This is a genomic window from Aeromicrobium sp. HA, from assembly GCF_027171405.1.
In the GTDB taxonomy this organism is placed as follows: Bacteria; Actinomycetota; Actinomycetes; order Propionibacteriales; family Nocardioidaceae; genus Aeromicrobium; species Aeromicrobium tamlense.
In genome coordinates, this window is record NZ_CP114372.1 from 2627664 (window position 1) to 2643808 (window position 16145).

A 16145-nucleotide genomic window follows, 5' to 3' on the forward strand; every position below is an offset into this window, starting at 1 on the left:
CCTCACGCGAGAGAGCCGGCACCCCGAGGGGTACCGGCTCTCTCAGCGGGGTGGGACGGGCCCACCGGGGATCACTGCTCCTCGGACGCCTCGACCTCGTCGCTGCCGATCGTGCCGTCGGCGCGCAGGTTCTTCAGGTCGACGGCGTTGCCGGACTTGTCGGTGACCTTCGCGGACTCGACCAGCGCGGCGAGCGCCTTCCCGCGCAGCACCTCGCTGATCATCTCGGGCACGTGGTTGTGCTCCATGATGTGCTGGATGTACGAGTTCGGGTCCTCGCCGGACTGCTGGGCGCGGCGCATGATGTGCTGGCTGAGCTCGTCGTTGTCGAGCGGGTACTCGTTCTCCTCGACCAGCTGGTCCAGGACGAACTGGGCCACGATCGACTCGCGGACGTCGCGCTCCAGCTCGGACTCGAACTCCTCGACGGTCTTGCCGTCCTCCTGGTCGTTCAGGTAGTCCTCGAGCGTCAGGCCGGCCATCGCGAGCTGCTGGTCCATCTGCTGACGACGGTTGGCCAGCTCACCCTCGGCGAGGCCCTCGGGCATCGGCGCCTCGATCTTGGAGACGAGCTCCTCGAGGACGAGGTCGCGGGCCTCGGCGGCCTGCTCGATGCGCTTGCCGCGCGTGAGGCGCTCGACGAGGTCGGCGCGGAACTCGTCCATGGTGTCGAAGTCCGACGCCATCTGGGCGAACTCGTCGTCGAGCTCGGGCAGCTCGGTCTGGCGCACGTCCTGCAGCGTGACGGTGACGTCGACCTCGTCGCCCTTCAGCTCACCACCGACCAGGGTGGTGGAGAAGGTCTTCGACTCGCCCTTCGACAGACCGGTCACGGCCTCGTCGAGACCGTCGAGCATCGTGGCCTTGCCGATGACGTAGGGCAGACCCTCGGCCTGCGCCTCGTCGATCAGCGAGCCGTCCTTGTTGGCGGCGGAGAGGTCGATCGAGATCGAGTCGCCCTCGGCGGCCGGGCGGTCGACCTCGGTGAAGGTGGCGAAGCGCTCGCGCAGCTGGTCGAGCTGCTCGTTGACGTCCTCGTCGGCGACCTCGATGTCCTGGACCGTGACCTCGATCTGCGAGGCGTCGGGGATCTCGAGCGTGGGACGCACGTCGAGCTCGGCGGTGACCTCGATGGTCTCGCCGTCCTCGAACTTCGTCAGGTCGATCTCGGGCTGGCCGAGCGGCGTCGTGTTGGTCTCCTGCAGAGCGGCGGTGTACCAGCCCTGGAGTGCGGAGTTGAGAGCCTCGTCCAGGACGGCGCCACGGCCGACGCGCTGGTCGATGATCGCCGCCGGGACCTTGCCCTTGCGGAAGCCGGGGACCTGGATCTGCGCACCGATGGTCTTGTAGGCCTTGTCGAGGTTCGGCTTGAACTCCTCGAACGGCACCTCGATGGTCAGCTTGACCCGGGTGGGGCTCAGCGATTCGGTGCTGCTCTTCACGTGTTGACTCCTGCGTCGGTGGGCTCTCGGACAGCCCACGGAGTCCTCACGCAGGCCAGCGTCCAGTCTACGGGGCGCCCGTGGTGGCGGGTCAAACGGGCTGCCGCGCGCGGGCCTACACTGATCGGTGCCTCCGGGATGTGGCGCAGCTTGGTAGCGCACCTGCTTTGGGAGCAGGGGGCCGCAGGTTCGAATCCTGTCATCCCGACCATGGTCCGCGCACGAGCGAGGACGCGCCCCGCTCGTCCGCGCCGCCTAGGCTGTCAGCATGACGACCGACTCGGCGACCGGACGGGTGGTCCACGCCCGCGTGGTCGACGAGCCCCTCGACGTGGGCGAGCACCTCGCCGCCGTCGCCGGGCCCGCACACGGGGCGATCGACGTCTTCGTCGGCACGATCCGCGACCACGACCCCGATGCCGACGGCTCCGTCGTGCGCCTGGAGTACGAGGCCCACCCCGACGCCGAGGGCATGATGAACGCGCTCGCGGGGCAGGTCGCGCTCAACACGGGCGCCACGGTCGCGATCTCGCACCGCTACGGCACGCTCGGGGTCGGCGACGTCGCCGTCGTGATCGCCAGCGCGGCACCGCACCGCCGGGAGGCCCTCGAGGCCACGCGTGCCCTCATCGAGCTGATCAAGACCGAGGTGCCGATCTGGAAGCGCCAGACCGACGCCGAGGGCCGGTCGGACTGGGTGGGCCTGTGACCCTCGTCGACGGCTTCGGCCGCGTGCACCGCGACCTGCGGATCTCGCTCACCGACAAGTGCTCGCTGCGGTGCACCTACTGCATGCCCGCCGAGGGCGTGCCGTGGATCGAGCGCGACAGCATCCTCACCACCGACGAGCTCGAGCGCGTCGCGCGGGTGTGCGTCGGACTCGGTGTCACGTCGATCCGACTCACCGGCGGCGAGCCGCTCGTGCGCAAGGACGCCGTCGAGGTCGTGCGCCGGCTGGCGGCCTTGGGCCCCGAGGTCTCGATGACCACCAACGGCCTGCGTCTGGCCGAACTCGCCGAGCCGTTGAAGGAGGCCGGCCTGTCGCGCCTGAACATCTCGATCGACACGCTCGACCGCGAGCGGTTCGCCCAGCTCACCCGCCGCGACCGGCTCGACGACGTGCTGGCGGGGATCGATGCCGCGCGCGAAGCCGGGTTCACGCCGCTCAAGCTCAACGCCGTCGCGATGCGCGGGGTCAACGAGGACGAGCTCGTCGACCTCGTCGAGTTCGCGGTCGGCAAGGGCGCCCAGCTGCGGTTCATCGAGCAGATGCCGCTGGACGCCGGCCACACGTGGGACCGCGCCGCAATGCTGAGCGGCGAGGAGATCCTCGCGCAGCTGCGCACGCGCTGGCGTCTCGATCCCGTGCCCGGCCGCGGCTCCTCCCCCGCCGACACCTGGTCGCTCGACGGCGGGCCGGGAACGGTCGGCGTGATCGCCTCGGTCACCGCTCCGTTCTGCGCGGCCTGCGACCGCATCCGGATCACCGCCGACGGTCACGTGCGCAACTGCCTCTTCGCGCGCGACGAGTCCGACCTCGTGCCCGTCCTGCGCGGCGGCGGCAGCGACGAGGACCTCGAGCGGATCGTCACGGCGTCGATCGCGGCCAAGCGCGCGGGCCACGGGATCGACTCGCCCACCTTCGTGCAGCCCGACCGCCCCATGAGCGCCATCGGCGGCTGATCGGCTCAGCCCCCGGCGTAGGGCGGGAGGACGTCCACGGTGCCGCCCTCGGGGATCGGGGTGGAGCGCTCGGTCGTGCGCGTGCCCTCCAACAGCACCGAGCAGCGCGTGAGCACCGGCCCGAGGTCGGCGAAGCGCCGCGAGAGGTCGTCGAGCAGCTCGCCGATCGTGGCGGCCTCGGACGTCGTCTCGGAGAGTCCCGCGGCCTCGCGGGCGGCGGCGAACAGGCGCACTCGGACCGGTTGCATGCAGCCAAACTAACCTCCGTGAGGGCTGGCCACGATCCGGCGAGCGGGTAGCGTCGACTCGGTGAGCCGTTCCAGCCTTCCCGAGCTCCTCGTCGAGCGGGCCCGCGGGCGAGCCCCGGTGTGCGGCGTCACCCGCGTCATCGCGATCGACGGACGCAGCGGCTCGGGCAAGACGGCGCTGGCCCTCGACGTCGCCGACCTGACCGGTGCGCCGATCCTGCACCTCGAGCGGCTCTACCCCGGCTGGCACGGCCTCGCGCGCACCCCCGCGATGGTGCGCGCACTGCTCGCGGACCTGGCCATCGGCGAGGTCGGCCGCGCCCGGCTGTGGAACTGGGAGCGCGACGAGCCGGGCAGGTGGCTCTCGCTGCGGCCGACCCCCGAGCTGATCATCGAGGGCGTCGGCGCCGGTGCCACCGTGCTGCGCCCGTTCCTCAGCCACCTGGTCTGGCTCGAGGCGCCCGAGGACCAGCGTCGAGAGCGGGCGCTCGCCCGCGACGGCGCGACCTACGAGCCGTGGTGGGACGTATGGGCCGCGCAGGAGGAGGAGTACCTCGCCTCGGACCACACCCGCGAGGTCGCCGACCTCATCGTGTCGACGGGTGCCTGACGCCGACGGGGTCTGTGGCATCATGGACGTGGCGCTCCGGCGCCGCGCGGACGTAACTCAATGGCTAGAGTCCCTGCCTTCCAAGCAGGATGTTGCGAGTTCGAATCTCGTCGTCCGCTCCACCGCCGCCGCGGGATCAGTCCCGCGGCCGCCGCACGAGGGCCACGACGGCCCGCACCGCCAGGAACGCGATCCAGGCGCCGCCGAACACCACGAACACCCAGCCCTTCTCGGGGTCGCTCGTGCTGGTCAGGATGAACACGCCCATCAGCAGCACGGCCACGCACGTGACCAGCAGGGCCCACGAGGACAGCGGCGCGCGCGGGGTGTCGTCCATGCCAGCACCCTACGACCCGGTCACGACGGGCGAGTCAGTCCGGCAGCCGATGCAGGATCAGCACGGCGCGGTCGTCCTCGCCGGGCTCGGTCTGGCCGAGGATGCGCGCGGGGGCGCCGTCCATGCCCTGGCTGATCGCGATCCTCGCCGCGCCGCGGAGCCACTCGATGCCGACCGCGAGGTCGAGCGTGCGGGTCTCGACGACGCCGTCGGTGTAGAACATCAGCGCCTCGCCCGGCTCGATCACGCCGGTGGACCCGCGGAACTCGGGCCGGTCGATGATGCCGAGTGCCAGACCGCGAGCGCCGGTGACGGTCCACTCCTGCTGGTCGGGCTTCCACTGCATCGCCGGCGGGTGGCCCGCGTTGAGCAGCTCGTAGCCGCCGGTCTCGAGGTTGACGAGCACGTGCACGGCGGTGGCGAAGCCCTCATCCCACGACTGGCGCAGCAGGTAGTCGTTGCCCGCGGCGAACAGGCCCACGGGCGGCAGCGAGCCGATCAGACCGCCGAGAGCTCCCGCGAGCTGCAGCGACTGGGTGCCCGCGGAGACGCCCTTGCCGCACACGTCGACGAGGACCATCTCGAGGTACTTCTCGTCCTTGGACAGGTTGGCGACGAGGAAGTCACCGGCGAACTTGGCCGAGCCGGCCGACTCCATCGCCGACTCGCTGACCCAGCCCTCGGGCAGCTTCGGCACGGCGCCCTGGGCCTGCAGGCGGTCGCGCAGCTCCATCAGCATCGCCTCGCCCAGCGCGGCGGGGAGACCGGAGCGGGTGCGCGACGAGCTGTAGAGCAGGATGCCGGCGCCGATGTACACGGCCAGCAGCGACGCCGGACGGGCGGAGTTCCAGCCGCTGTCGAGCGTGTAGACCAAGGACGACACCGTGGCGGCGAACAGCACGATGAACGTGAGCGAGGCCTGGGGCCACCACTGCAGCAGCATCCCGCCCACGATGATCGGCAGGATGAACATCGTGCTGGGCATGATCGCGTACCAGGTCAGGCTCACGATGAACATGACGACGGTGACCAGCAGCAGGGCCGCCAGGACCGCCATCTGTCCGTCCTTGGAGCCCGAGCGCCATTCGCGGGCGTTCGAGGACAGATAGCGACCGACCGGGTCGCGTCTGAGGCCTCGCACCGTGCTCACGGACCGACCTTATCGGCGCCGCTGGCAGCGCGGACACCAGAACAGGTTTCTGGCGGCCAGAACCTCGGTGCGGACCTTGGTCCCGCAGACGTGACAAGGACGTCCGTCGCGCCGGTAGACGTAGACCTCGCCACCGTGATCGTCCTCGCGCGGCGGCCGTCCCATGGCCTCGGGCTCATGCTCGGGACGCACCGTGTCGATACGTCCGGTGCGCACGCCCTCCCCCATCAGGTCGACCAGGTCGGACCAGATGGCGAGGAACGTGCTGGGCCGCAGGTCGCGCCCCGGCGTCTTCGGGTCGAGGCGGTGACGGAAGAGGACCTCGGCGCGGTAGACGTTGCCGACGCCGGCGATGACGCGCTGGTCCATCAACAGCGTGGCGATCGGCGCCCGCGAGCGCGCCACCAGCGCGGCGGCGCGCTCGACGTCGGCGTCCGGGTCGAGCGGGTCCTCGCCGAGGCGGGCCAGCACGGCCTCGACCTCGCCGGGCGTGAGCAGCTCGCAGGCCGTGGGGCCGCGCAGGTCGGCGGTGACGCGGTCGGAGGCCAATCTCCAGCGGACTTGGCCGACGACCGGGGGCTCGGGGTCCTCGACGAACGCGAACGACCCGTACAGGCCGAGGTGCACGTGCGCCTGTTGCTCGGTGCCGGAGAAGGCGACGAACAGGTGCTTGCCGTGTGCCGTGGCCTCGACGAGCTCGCGTCCGTCGAGCCCTGCCGCCGCCTCGAAGCGGCCCTGCGGGCTGGTCGACCGCACGCTCTTGCCTCCGAACGTGCCGGTCAGGTCGAGCGCGAGCCGGTGGAGGGTGTGACCCTCAGGCACGGAGCTCGACCTGCCCGTGCCCGTTCCTCACAGGCTGCCCTTCTCCTCGTACTCGGCGAGCAGGTCGATGCGGCGCTGGTGGCGGTCGGCCTGGCTCCACTCGGTGGTGAGGAACGCCTCGACGATCTGCTCGGCCTCCTCGACCGTGTGCATGCGCGCGCCGATGCCCATGACCTGGGCGTTGTTGTGCTGGCGGGCGAGCTGGGCGGTCTCGACGCTCCAGGTCAGCGCGCAGCGGATGCCGGGGACCTTGTTCGCGGCGATCTGCTCGCCGTTGCCCGAGCCGCCGATGACGATGCCGAGCGAGCCCGGGTCGTCGACGACACCCTGGGCGGCGTCGATGCAGAACGGCGGGTAGTCGTCGAGCTCGTCGTAGGCGTGGGCGCCGTGGTCGACGGGCTCGTGCCCGTGCTCCTGCAGCCAGGTGACGAGGTGGTTCTTGAGTTCGTAGCCGGCGTGATCGGCACCGAGGTGGACGCGCATGCGGCCATTCTCGCAGGTGGGGTCAGCCGCGGACCATCGGCGTGTGGGCCATCTCGTGCACCCACGCGGCGAAGGCCCGGGCGGACTCGTCGCCCTCGAACTCGCCCAGCACGCGCACCTTCAGCTCGCGCCGGCGCTCGGCCAGCGGGTCGCGGTGCAGCATCTCGTCGAGCACCTCGGGCAGGCCCGTGAGGTCACGGTCGACGACGTACGCGCCCGCGGCCACGGGGACCGCGTCGACGAACTCGTCGAGGTCGTGGACCATGCTCACCATCAGGTACGGCTTGGCCGAGGCGAGCCAGTCCGAGACGACGCTGGACACGTCGGACACCAGCGCGTCGACGCTGTTCATGCACTCGGCGATCGACCACTCGCGGACCGCTTGCTCACCCCACACGTGACGCCCCGGCGTGGCGCGGTCGTCGTGGTCGGCCTGCAGGATCGCGTTCAGCTCGACGAGACGCTTCGACCAGTACGGGTCGCGCAGGAACACCGGGTGCGGCCGGAACACGACGTCGGCGCCGGCGTCGAGCAGGGCGCGCAGGATCCGGTCGGCCACCTTCATGGAGGAGAAGTCGGTCATGCTGCCGTTGCCGATCCACGTGGGCGCGTAGAGCACCGTGGGTCGTGCGACCTCGGTGACGGGCGTGGAGGCGGGCAGGACGTCGCCCGACTGGGGGCGGCCCAGCAGCACGAAGCGCTCGCGCGGGATCTCCACACCGTGCCGGGCATAGCGCTCGACGGCGGCCTCGCCCGACGCGACCAGCACGTCGAACCGCTGGTGGCGCGAGTGGTGGCTGCCGGACTTGTCGGAGTCGCCGTGGCCGAGCCACACGTGGCGCACCGAGCGGATGCCGATGAGCTTGAGGTGGCCGGGGGCGTTGTGCACGTAGAAGAAGGTCGTGAGACTCGGCACCGTGAGGACCCGCATGTCTCCGAGGACGTCGGAGCCGGCGGAGATCCACGGCATCCGTGGCTGGATCGCGGCCCGCAGCTCGGCGCAGTAGTGGCTGCGCAGGCCGACGATGACGCCGCGGTCGCCCGACGCCAGCAGGTGCGACTCCCACATCCCGACGTGGATGGGGCCGCCGCCGTAGCCGCCGTAGCCGAGGGCGAAGCGGGGCTCGAAGTCCGCGAGCGCGCGACGGAGCGTGCGGCGGGCCCGCCAGAGGACGAGCTTGTCGGCCAGCACGGGCGTCGCGGCCGCGGCCAGCAGCACGAGCGGGAGGAGGACCACGGCGGTCGGCGCGAAGGCGACGGCGAGGGCCAGCACAGCTCCGAGCCAGCGCACGGCGACCACGAAGGGGCCGCGGTTCGGTGGGTCGGGAGCGGGGCACGTCTCGGGCTCGGGCACTCCCGGAAGGCCGTGGACGTGCGGCGGCGTGGCCGGGCGCAGCATCGCGGCGCGCACCAGCAGGGCGCCGACCACCGCGGCGGCCACGCCGGCGAGCAGCGATCCGTCGAGCGCCACGCGGACCAGGACGGCCACCACGGCGACGAGGACGATCGCGGCGGTGGAGCCGGCGAACCAGCGGTCTCGGGTGGGGACGTCGGTGCGGAAGCGGTGACGCACATCGTCGAGCCAGCGGTCGCGGCGTCGGCGCACCCGCTCCAGCAATGTCGACATCGCACCCAACCTAGCGCTTGGACCGCGGGCCCCGGCGCCCCTCTCCCACGCCCCGCGCCCAACTTTTGCGACGGCTTGCGGATGGTCTGAGGCTTCTCGACCGAATCTCGTCACAAAAGTCGGGGGTGGGCCGGCGCGGGCGGCCGAGGCGGCGCGAGGGCCTCAGTCGAAGATCGGCTCCCGCGTGCGGGTGCGCTTGAGCTCGAAGAAGCCGTCGTAGGACGCGAGGGCGCGGGCGCCGTCGAACACGGTGCCGGCCTGCTCGCCCTTGGGCGCCGGCGAGACGACCGGGCCGAAGAACGCGGTGTCGCCGATCGCGATGACGGGCGTGCCGACCTCCTGGCCGACGCGGTCGATGCCGTCGTTGTGGGAGGCGCGCACGGCGCCGTCGAGCGAGCTGTCGTCGGCGGCGTCGGCGAGCTCGACGGGCAGTCCGGCCTCGGCCAGCGCCTCCTCGTACATCGCGCGGTCGAACTCACGCCCTTCGTTGTGGCGGCGGGTGCCGAGGGCGGTGTAGAGGTCGCGCAGGACCTCGTTGCCGTGCTGCTGCTCGGCCGCGATCGCCAGGCGCACCGGGCCCCACCCGCGCTCGATCATGTCCTTGTACTCCTGCGGCACGTCCTTGTCCTCGTTGAGCACGGACAGGCTCATCACGTGGAAGGAGGTGCGGACGGGGCGGACCTTCTCGACCTCGAGCATCCAGCGGGAGGTCATCCAGGCCCAGGGGCAGAGCGGGTCGAACCAGAGGTCGACGGTCTCGGTGGTGGTCATGTCCGGTCCAACACCGGATGACCCTCCCGCATTTCCTCCACCAGCGAGGCGACCACGGCGTCGAGCTCGCCACGGTTCTGGGCGGCCACGGCGCGCTGGCGCTGGTAGGAGGCGCCGCCGGCGCGCATGATGTCGCGGATCCCCTGCAGCTCCTCGGTGCAGTCGAGGTCGGCGGCGACGGGCTCGAGCTGGACCAGCAGGCGCTCGAGGTCGTCGGTGACGAGCTCCTCGCGGGCCTCGCGGTCGAGGATGAGGATCGCGTCCATGCCGTACCGCGCGGCGCGCCACTTGTTCTCCTGCACGAACCACGACGGGATCGACGGCAGCTCGCGGCCGGCGTCGAGCTCGCGCGAGTGGAACTCGACGAGGCAGTGCGTGAGGGCGGCGATGCTGGCCAGCTCGGACATCGTGGGGATGCCGTCGCAGATGCGCATCTCGAGGGTGCCGAACTTCGGCGACGGCCGGATGTCCCAGCGGATCTCGTCGAAGTGGTCGATCACGCCGGTGTGCATCATGTCGTCGACGTACTGCTCGAGCTCGTGCCACTGGTCGAACTGGAACGGCAGGCCCGCGGTGGGCAGCTGCTGGAACATGAGGGCGCGGTTCGAGGCGTAGCCGGTGTCCTGGCCGCCCCAGAACGGGCTGGAGGCGCTGAGCGCCAGGAAGTGGCCGTAGTGCGTGAGCATCGCGCGGCTGATCGGCAGCACCTTGTCGCGGTCCTCGATGCCGACGTGCACGTGGACGCCGTAGATGAGCATCTGGCGGCCCCACCACTGGGTGCGGTCGATCAGGGTGGCGTAGCGCTCCTTGTCGGTGACCTTCTGCTGGGTCCACCGGGCGAAGGGGTGCGTGCCGGCGCACATCAGCTCGACCCGCAGCGGGTCGGTGACCTCGCGCAGCCGCTCGATGCTGCGGCCGAGATCGTCGGTGGCCTCGCGCACCGTGCGGCACACGCCGGTGACGACCTCGACGGTGTTGAGGAGCAGCTCCTGCTTGATGTGCGGGTGGTCCTCGCCGTTCCCCGGAGCGACGGCGTCGAGCACCGTCTGGGCCACCTGGCGCAGGTCGCCGGAGTCCTGGTCGACCAGCGCCAGCTCCCACTCGACTCCGATCGTCGATCGCTCGGAGGCGGCGAAGGGGATGTGCATTCCTCCATCCTGCACGACTCGTCGGACCATGCCGCGACGAAAGCGCCCCGTGTGACCCAGATCGTGCCGCGGCCTGACTGTGACAGTGGGGGTGCCCAGTGCAAGAGTGGGCACCATGCCCGGTACCAACCTCACCCGCGAAGAAGCCCGCCAGCGCGCGACCGTCGTCTCCGACCCCCAGTACGACGTGCAGCTCGACCTCACCCTGGACGGCGAGCGCTTCGGCTCGGTCACCACCCTGACCTTCGCCGCCCAGCCCGGTTCGGCCACGTTCGTCGACCTGGTCGACGGCGAGCTGACCTCGATCACGCTCAACGGTCGCGAGCTCGACCTGTCGGCCTACGCCGACAGCCGCATCGCGATCGACGGGCTCGAGGCGCAGAACGAGCTCGTCGTCACGGGCACGTGCCTGTACTCGCACTCCGGCGAGGGCCTGCACCGCTTCGTCGACCCCACCGACGACAAGGTGTACCTCTACACGCAGTTCGAGGTGCCGGACGCCCGCCGCGTGTTCGCCACGTTCGAGCAGCCCGACCTCAAGGCGCAGTTCACGTTCCACGTCACCGCGCCGGCGCACTGGAAAGTCGTCTCCAACTCCCCCACGCCCGAGCCGGTCGTGCTCGACGGGGGCAGCGCCGTGTGGCACTTCGAGCCCACGAAGACGATGAGCACCTACATCACCGCGCTGGTCGCCGGCGACTACCACGAGGTGCGCGACACCTACGCCGGCGAGTACGGCCAGATCCCCCTCGGCGTGTTCTGCCGCCAGTCGCTCGTGCCGTACCTCGATGCCGACGACATCCTGCTCATCACCAAGCAGGGCTTCGAGTTCTTCGAGGGCGCGTTCCAGATGGGCTACCCCTTCGGCAAGTACGACCAGCTCTTCGTGCCGGAGTACAACATGGGCGCGATGGAGAACGCGGGCTGCGTGACCTTCCGCGACGAGATGATCTTCCGCAGCCGCCAGACGGTCTCGGCCTACGAGCAGCGCGCGAACACGATCCTGCACGAGATGGCCCACATGTGGTTCGGCGACCTCGTCACCATGAAGTGGTGGGACGACCTGTGGCTCAACGAGTCGTTCGCCGAGTTCGCGGCGCACCACTCCTCGGTGAAGGCCACGCGCTTCACCGAGGCCTGGACCGGCTTCACCAACAGCCGCAAGAACTGGGCCTACCGCCAGGACCAGCTGCCCACCACGCACCCGATCGCCGCGGACAACTACGACCTGCACGCGGTCGAGGCGAACTTCGACGGCATCACCTACGCCAAGGGCGCCTCGGCGCTCAAGCAGCTGGTGGCGTGGGTCGGCGAGGACGACTTCTTCGCCGGGCTGCGCGCGTACTTCACGAAGTACGCCTACGGGAACACCGAGCTGACCGACCTGCTCGCCGAGCTGTCCGAGGCCTCGGGCCGCGAGCTCGACAGCTGGGCCGCGGAGTGGCTGCAGACCTCCGGCGTCAACACGCTGCGCGCCGACTTCGACGTCGACGCCGACGGCCGGTTCACCCGCTTCGACGTCGTGCAGACCGCCACCGAGGAGTACCCCACGCTGCGCCGTCACCGCATCGCGATCGGCCTGTACGACCGCGGCGAGGACGGCCGTCTCGTGCGCACCGAGCGCATCGAGACCGACGTCCGGGGCGAGAGCACGTCGATCACCGAGCTCGTCGACCAGCGTCGTCCCGACCTGATCCTGCTCAACGACGACGACCTCACCTACGCGAAGATCCGCCTCGACGAGGGATCGTTCGACACCCTGCTGGCGGGCATCGCCACGTTCGCGGACTCGCTGCCGCGAGCGCTGTGCTGGGGCTCGGCGTGGGACATGACGCGCGACGCCGAGCTGCCGTCGGCGTCGTTCGTCGACCTCGTGCTGGCGGGCGTCGGCACCGAGTCCGACCTCACGGCCGTGTCGTCCCTGCTGCGCCAGGCGCAGTCGGCGATCAGCCTGTTCACGTCCGACGAGCAGCGCGTCGAGCTGGCGCGCCGCTGGGAGCAGGGCGTGGCCGAGCTGCTGGCCGCGGCCGAGCCCGGCAGCGACCACCAGCTCGCGCTCGCCCGCGCGCTGTCGGCCGCGGCCACCACCCCCGACCGCCTGCGCGACGTGCTGGGCGGCTCGGTCAAGGGCCTCGAGGTCGACGCCGACCTGCGCTGGACCCTGATCCGCGGGCTCGCCCGCCTGGGCGACGTGGACGAGGCCGAGATCGACGCCGAGCTGGCGCGCGACGACACCAACCAGGGTCGCGAGAACGCGGCCGGCGCCCGGGCTCGTCGTCCCGTCGCCGAGGCCAAGGCCGAGGCCTGGCGCAAGGTCGTCGAGGACGCGTCCACGCCCAACGAGACCCGCCGCCAGATCGCGGAGGGCTTCCAGGTGCCCGGCCAGGCCGAGCTGCTCGCGCCCTACGTCGACCGCTACCTCGAGATGGCCGACACGGTCATCGACCAGATGGGCGTGTGGATCGGCCAGAACGCGCTGATCCACCTGTTCCCGCTGGCGAACCCGTCGGCCGACGCACTCGCCAAGGTGGATGCGTGGCTCGAGTCCACCTCGGCCCCCGCCGCCGCGCGCCGCTACGTGCTCGAGGGTCGCGACGACCTGCGCCGCGCCCTCGCGGCCCGCGCCGTCAACTGACATGGGACGGCGGCCGCGCCGAGATCTCGAAAGGTCTCGGCACGGCCGCCTGACAGTCGCTCAGAGCGTCACGTCCTCCAGCATCTCGGTCACCAGCGCCGCCACGGGCGAGCGCTCCGACCGGGTGAGCGTGACGTGCGAGAACAGCGGGTGGCCCTTGAGCTTCTCGACCACCGCGACGATGCCGTCGTAGCGACCCACGCGGAGGTTGTCGCGCTGCGCGACGTCGTGCGTCAGCACCACCTTGGAGTTCGCGCCGATCCGCGAGAGCACCGTCAGCAGCACGTTGCGCTCCAGAGACTGCGCCTCGTCGACGATGACGAACGCGTCGTGCAGCGAGCGGCCGCGGATGTGCGTGAGCGGCAGCACCTCCAGCATCTGGCGGTCGACGATCTCCTCCACCACGTGCGGTGAGGCGACGGCGCCGAGGGTGTCGAACACGGCCTGCGCCCACGGGCCCATCTTCTCGTCGGAGCTGCCGGGCAGGTAGCCGAGCTCCTGGCCGCCCACGGCGTACAGCGGCCGGAACACGATCACCTTCTGGTGCTGGCGCCGCTCCATGACGGCCTCGAGGCCGGCGCAGATGGCGAGCGCCGACTTGCCGGTGCCGGCGCGACCGCCGAGCGAGACGATGCCGACGTCGGGATCGAGCAGGAGGTCGAGCGCGACCCGCTGCTCGGCCGAACGGCCGTGGATGCCGAACGCGTCGCGGTCGCCTCGGACGAGCCGCACCTGCTTGTCCGGCGTGACGCGGCCCAGCGCGCTCCCCTTGTCCGACAGCAGCACCAGGCCGGTGTGGCACGGCAGCTCGCGGGCGGCCTCGAGGTCGATCGTGCCGTCCTCATAGAGCTCGTCGAGGTCGACCGAGTCCACCTCGATCTCGGTCATGCCGGTCCAGCCGGTCTCCAGCGCCCACTCGGCCCGGTACTCCTCGGCGGTGAGGCCGACCGCCGAGGCCTTCACGCGCATCGGCAGGTCCTTCGAGACCAGCACGACGTCGTGGCCCTCGTTGGCGAGGTTGCGCGCGACCGACAGGATCCGGGTGTCGTTGTCGCCGAGGCGGAAGCCCGACGGCAGCGACGAGGCGTCGGTGTGGTTGAGCTCGACCCGCAGGGTCCCGCCCTCGTCGCCGACCGGCATCGGGACGTCGATCGTGCCGTGTTGGACCCGCAGGTCGTCGAGGAATCGCAGCGCGTTGCGGGCGAAGTACCCGAGCTCGGGATGGTGGCGCTTGGCCTCCAGCTCCGTGATGACGACGACCGGGATCACGACCTCGTGCTCGCCGAAGCGCTGCATGGCGGCCGGATCGGCCAGCAGGACGCTCGTGTCGAGGACGTAGGTCCGGTGATCGGGGCGGGGCGGAGTCACGCTCTTCGAAGCAGCCACGGCAATCTCCTCGAGAGCCACGCGCGCGCCCGGCGCCCAGCCCTCACTAGTGGGTGGGGGCCTGAGCCTTCCGGGGGAAGGGCTCGGGTTCGAGCATGGGCACACCCCGAAAGTACGACCGGCGTCCGACAGGATCGGGTAACGCTTCCGGCGTGTCGATGACGTTCGTGTGAACGCTGCGCGGCCGGGGGTCAGCCGCCGAAGCGGCGCTCGCGCGCGGCGTAGGAACGCATGGCTCGCAGGAAGTCGACGCGGCGGAATGCCGGCCACATCGCGTCGCAGAAGTAGAACTCGGAGTGGACGCTCTGCCACAGCAGGAAGCCGCTCAGCCGCTGCTCGCCCGACGTGCGGATGACGAGGTCGGGGTCGGGCTGGCCCTTCGTGTACAGGTGCTCGGCGATGTGGTCGACCTCGAGCGTGGAGGCGACGTCCTCGAGGGTGCGGCCGGCGGCGGCCTGCTCCAGCAGCAGGGAGCGCATCGCGTCGGTGAGCTCCTGGCGGCCGCCGTAGCCGACGCACACGTTGACCGAGAGCGCGCCCTCGTGGTCGACGGTCAGGTCGGCGGCCCGCTTCATCCGCGCGGCGGACTCGGCGGGGAGCATGTCGAGGTTGCCGATGAGGCGCAGCCGGTAGCCGAGCGACGCGAGGTCCTCCACGAGGCGCTCGATGACGACCAGCAGGGCCGACAGCTCGTCGGCGGGGCGGCGCAGGTTGTCCGTCGACAGCAGCCACAGGGTGACGATCTCGACGCCGAGCTCGTCGCACCAGCCGAGGAACTCGGTGATCTTGTCGGCACCGGCCTGGTAGCCCAGGTCGACGCCGGCGCCCGCGCCCTTGGCCCAGCGGCGGTTGCCGTCGACGATCGCGCCCACGTGGCGCGGCAACTGCGCGGGATCGAGCCCCTTGGCGAGGCGGCGCTCGTACGCCCCGTAGATGAGGTCACTGACCGGCATGCCGCCAGAGTACGCGCCGCCCGCGTGGGACGACCGTCACGTGGTCGTCCGATTCGCCGCTGACCGGGACCGCACTAGAATCAAGGCATGGCGCCCCCCAAGCACGAGACCCTCGTCGACGATGTCGGTGAGCGCCTGCGCGAGACCGTCGACGAGATCAAGCCCAAGCTTCGCGGCTGGCTGCACGCCGCCACCGCTCCCCTGGCGCTGATCTCGTTCCTGGTGATGTTGGTGCTGGCCGACAGTCGCGCCGCTCGCGCCGGCGCCGCGGTCTTCATGGTCAGCGCACTGCTGCTCTTCGGGGTCAGCGCCGTCTACCACACGGTGCCCTGGCGCGAGCGGGCCAAGCGCGTGCTCCGCCGGCTCGACCACTCGAACATCTTCGTGATGATCGCCGGGTCGTACACCCCCTTCTCCCTGTTGCTGCTGGACAAGAGGGACATGCTCACGCTGCTCACGCTGGTGTGGGGTGGCGCACTGCTCGGTGTGCTGTTCAAGGTCTTCTGGATGACGGCCCCGCGCTGGGTCTACGTGCCGCTGTACCTGGCGTTGGGGTGGGCAGCGCTCCTCTATCTGCCGGACTTCTACGCGGCGGCGTCCACCGTCGTGTTCGTGATGCTGTGCGTCGGCGGCGCGCTGTACACCCTCGGTGCGCTGGTCTACGCCTTCCAGTGGCCCGACCCCAGCCCCCGCTGGTTCGGCTATCACGAGGTGTTCCACGTCTTCACGATCGCGGCGTTCATCGTGCACTACATCGGCGTCAGCTTCCTCGTCTACAACTCCTGAGTTCGCGGAGTCGAGGCCGGGCTCCCGCGCTTCGCCGACCCGCCCGGATCCCGACTCCCCCCGA

The 16145-nt window shown here is 70.9% G+C and carries 16 protein-coding genes and 2 tRNA genes; 7 read left to right on the forward strand and 11 right to left on the reverse strand.

Annotated features, from left to right (window positions below; genetic code table 11):
- Positions 1-71: 71 nt before the first annotated feature.
- Positions 72-1442, reverse strand: coding sequence for a trigger factor (tig, locus tag O3S82_RS12970; protein ID WP_269303340.1), 1371 nt, complete (start codon positions 1440-1442; stop codon positions 72-74).
- Positions 1443-1576: 134 nt separating this feature from the next.
- Between tig and O3S82_RS12975 the strand changes: the two genes are divergently transcribed.
- The 3 genes from O3S82_RS12975 (at position 1577) to moaA (ending at position 3125) form a co-directional block, all read left to right on the forward strand.
- Positions 1577-1653, forward strand: a tRNA-Pro gene (locus tag O3S82_RS12975).
- Positions 1654-1710: 57 nt separating this feature from the next.
- Positions 1711-2151, forward strand: coding sequence for a molybdenum cofactor biosynthesis protein MoaE (locus O3S82_RS12980; protein WP_269303342.1), 441 nt, complete (start codon positions 1711-1713; stop codon positions 2149-2151).
- Complete coding sequence (gene moaA, locus O3S82_RS12985) at positions 2148-3125, forward strand: GTP 3',8-cyclase MoaA (protein ID WP_179423225.1); 978 nt, start codon at positions 2148-2150, stop codon at positions 3123-3125. The genes O3S82_RS12980 and moaA overlap by 4 nt, the downstream gene beginning before the upstream one ends.
- Positions 3126-3130: 5 nt before the next feature.
- Here moaA and O3S82_RS12990 read toward each other — a convergent pair whose 3' ends face one another.
- Positions 3131-3373, reverse strand: a complete 243-nt coding sequence (locus tag O3S82_RS12990) for a MoaD/ThiS family protein (protein ID WP_269303344.1) — start codon at positions 3371-3373, stop codon at positions 3131-3133.
- Positions 3374-3434: 61 nt separating this feature from the next.
- On the opposite strand from O3S82_RS12990, the gene O3S82_RS12995 reads away from it, so the two are divergent.
- Together O3S82_RS12995 and O3S82_RS13000 are read left to right on the forward strand one after the other, a co-directional pair.
- Positions 3435-3983 carry a dephospho-CoA kinase gene (locus tag O3S82_RS12995; protein ID WP_179423221.1) on the forward strand — a complete coding sequence of 183 codons (549 nt, stop codon included), beginning with the start codon at positions 3435-3437 and terminating at the stop codon, positions 3981-3983.
- Between the two features lie 46 nt (positions 3984-4029).
- Positions 4030-4105, forward strand: a tRNA-Gly gene (locus O3S82_RS13000).
- Positions 4106-4119: 14 nt separating this feature from the next.
- Here O3S82_RS13000 and O3S82_RS13005 read toward each other — a convergent pair.
- The 7 genes from O3S82_RS13005 to O3S82_RS13035 form a co-directional block, all read right to left on the reverse strand.
- Positions 4120-4320, reverse strand: a complete 201-nt coding sequence (locus O3S82_RS13005; protein WP_179423219.1) for a hypothetical protein — start codon at positions 4318-4320, stop codon at positions 4120-4122.
- A gap of 34 nt (positions 4321-4354) precedes the next feature.
- Entirely contained in the window at positions 4355-5470 is a 1116-nt protein-coding gene (locus tag O3S82_RS13010; protein ID WP_179423217.1) for a PP2C family protein-serine/threonine phosphatase, read from the reverse strand.
- A 9-nt stretch (positions 5471-5479) separates the two neighbouring features.
- Positions 5480-6292 carry an Fpg/Nei family DNA glycosylase gene (locus O3S82_RS13015; RefSeq protein WP_179423215.1) on the reverse strand — a complete coding sequence of 271 codons (813 nt, stop codon included), beginning with the start codon at positions 6290-6292 and terminating at the stop codon, positions 5480-5482.
- Between the two features lie 27 nt (positions 6293-6319).
- Positions 6320-6775 (reverse strand): ribose-5-phosphate isomerase, encoded by a 456-nt coding sequence (locus tag O3S82_RS13020; RefSeq protein ID WP_179423214.1) that lies wholly within the window; start codon positions 6773-6775, stop codon positions 6320-6322.
- A gap of 22 nt (positions 6776-6797) precedes the next feature.
- Positions 6798-8402, reverse strand: a complete 1605-nt coding sequence (locus O3S82_RS13025; protein WP_269303349.1) for a CDP-glycerol glycerophosphotransferase family protein — start codon at positions 8400-8402, stop codon at positions 6798-6800.
- Positions 8403-8564: 162 nt separating this feature from the next.
- Positions 8565-9173 carry a mycothiol-dependent nitroreductase Rv2466c family protein gene (locus O3S82_RS13030; protein WP_269303350.1) on the reverse strand — a complete coding sequence of 203 codons (609 nt, stop codon included), beginning with the start codon at positions 9171-9173 and terminating at the stop codon, positions 8565-8567.
- The gene (locus O3S82_RS13035; protein ID WP_269303352.1) at positions 9170-10321 is read right to left on the reverse strand and encodes a glutamate--cysteine ligase; all 1152 of its coding nucleotides are present in this window, start codon (positions 10319-10321) and stop codon (positions 9170-9172) included. The genes O3S82_RS13030 and O3S82_RS13035 overlap by 4 nt, the downstream gene beginning before the upstream one ends.
- A gap of 115 nt (positions 10322-10436) precedes the next feature.
- On the opposite strand from O3S82_RS13035, the gene pepN reads away from it, so the two are divergent.
- Positions 10437-12956 (forward strand): aminopeptidase N, encoded by a 2520-nt coding sequence (gene pepN / locus O3S82_RS13040; protein ID WP_269303354.1) that lies wholly within the window; start codon positions 10437-10439, stop codon positions 12954-12956.
- Positions 12957-13016: 60 nt separating this feature from the next.
- On the opposite strand, the gene O3S82_RS13045 is transcribed toward pepN, so the two are convergent.
- Together O3S82_RS13045 and O3S82_RS13050 are read right to left on the reverse strand one after the other, a co-directional pair.
- Positions 13017-14252, reverse strand: a complete 1236-nt coding sequence (locus O3S82_RS13045) for a PhoH family protein (protein WP_179427955.1) — start codon at positions 14250-14252, stop codon at positions 13017-13019.
- A gap of 281 nt (positions 14253-14533) precedes the next feature.
- Positions 14534-15295 (reverse strand): isoprenyl transferase, encoded by a 762-nt coding sequence (locus O3S82_RS13050; RefSeq protein ID WP_179423204.1) that lies wholly within the window; start codon positions 15293-15295, stop codon positions 14534-14536.
- A gap of 87 nt (positions 15296-15382) precedes the next feature.
- Here O3S82_RS13050 and trhA point away from each other — a divergent pair, with 87 nt between their 5' ends.
- The gene (gene trhA, locus O3S82_RS13055; RefSeq protein WP_179423202.1) at positions 15383-16081 is read left to right on the forward strand and encodes a PAQR family membrane homeostasis protein TrhA; all 699 of its coding nucleotides are present in this window, start codon (positions 15383-15385) and stop codon (positions 16079-16081) included.
- Positions 16082-16145 lie beyond the last annotated feature (64 nt).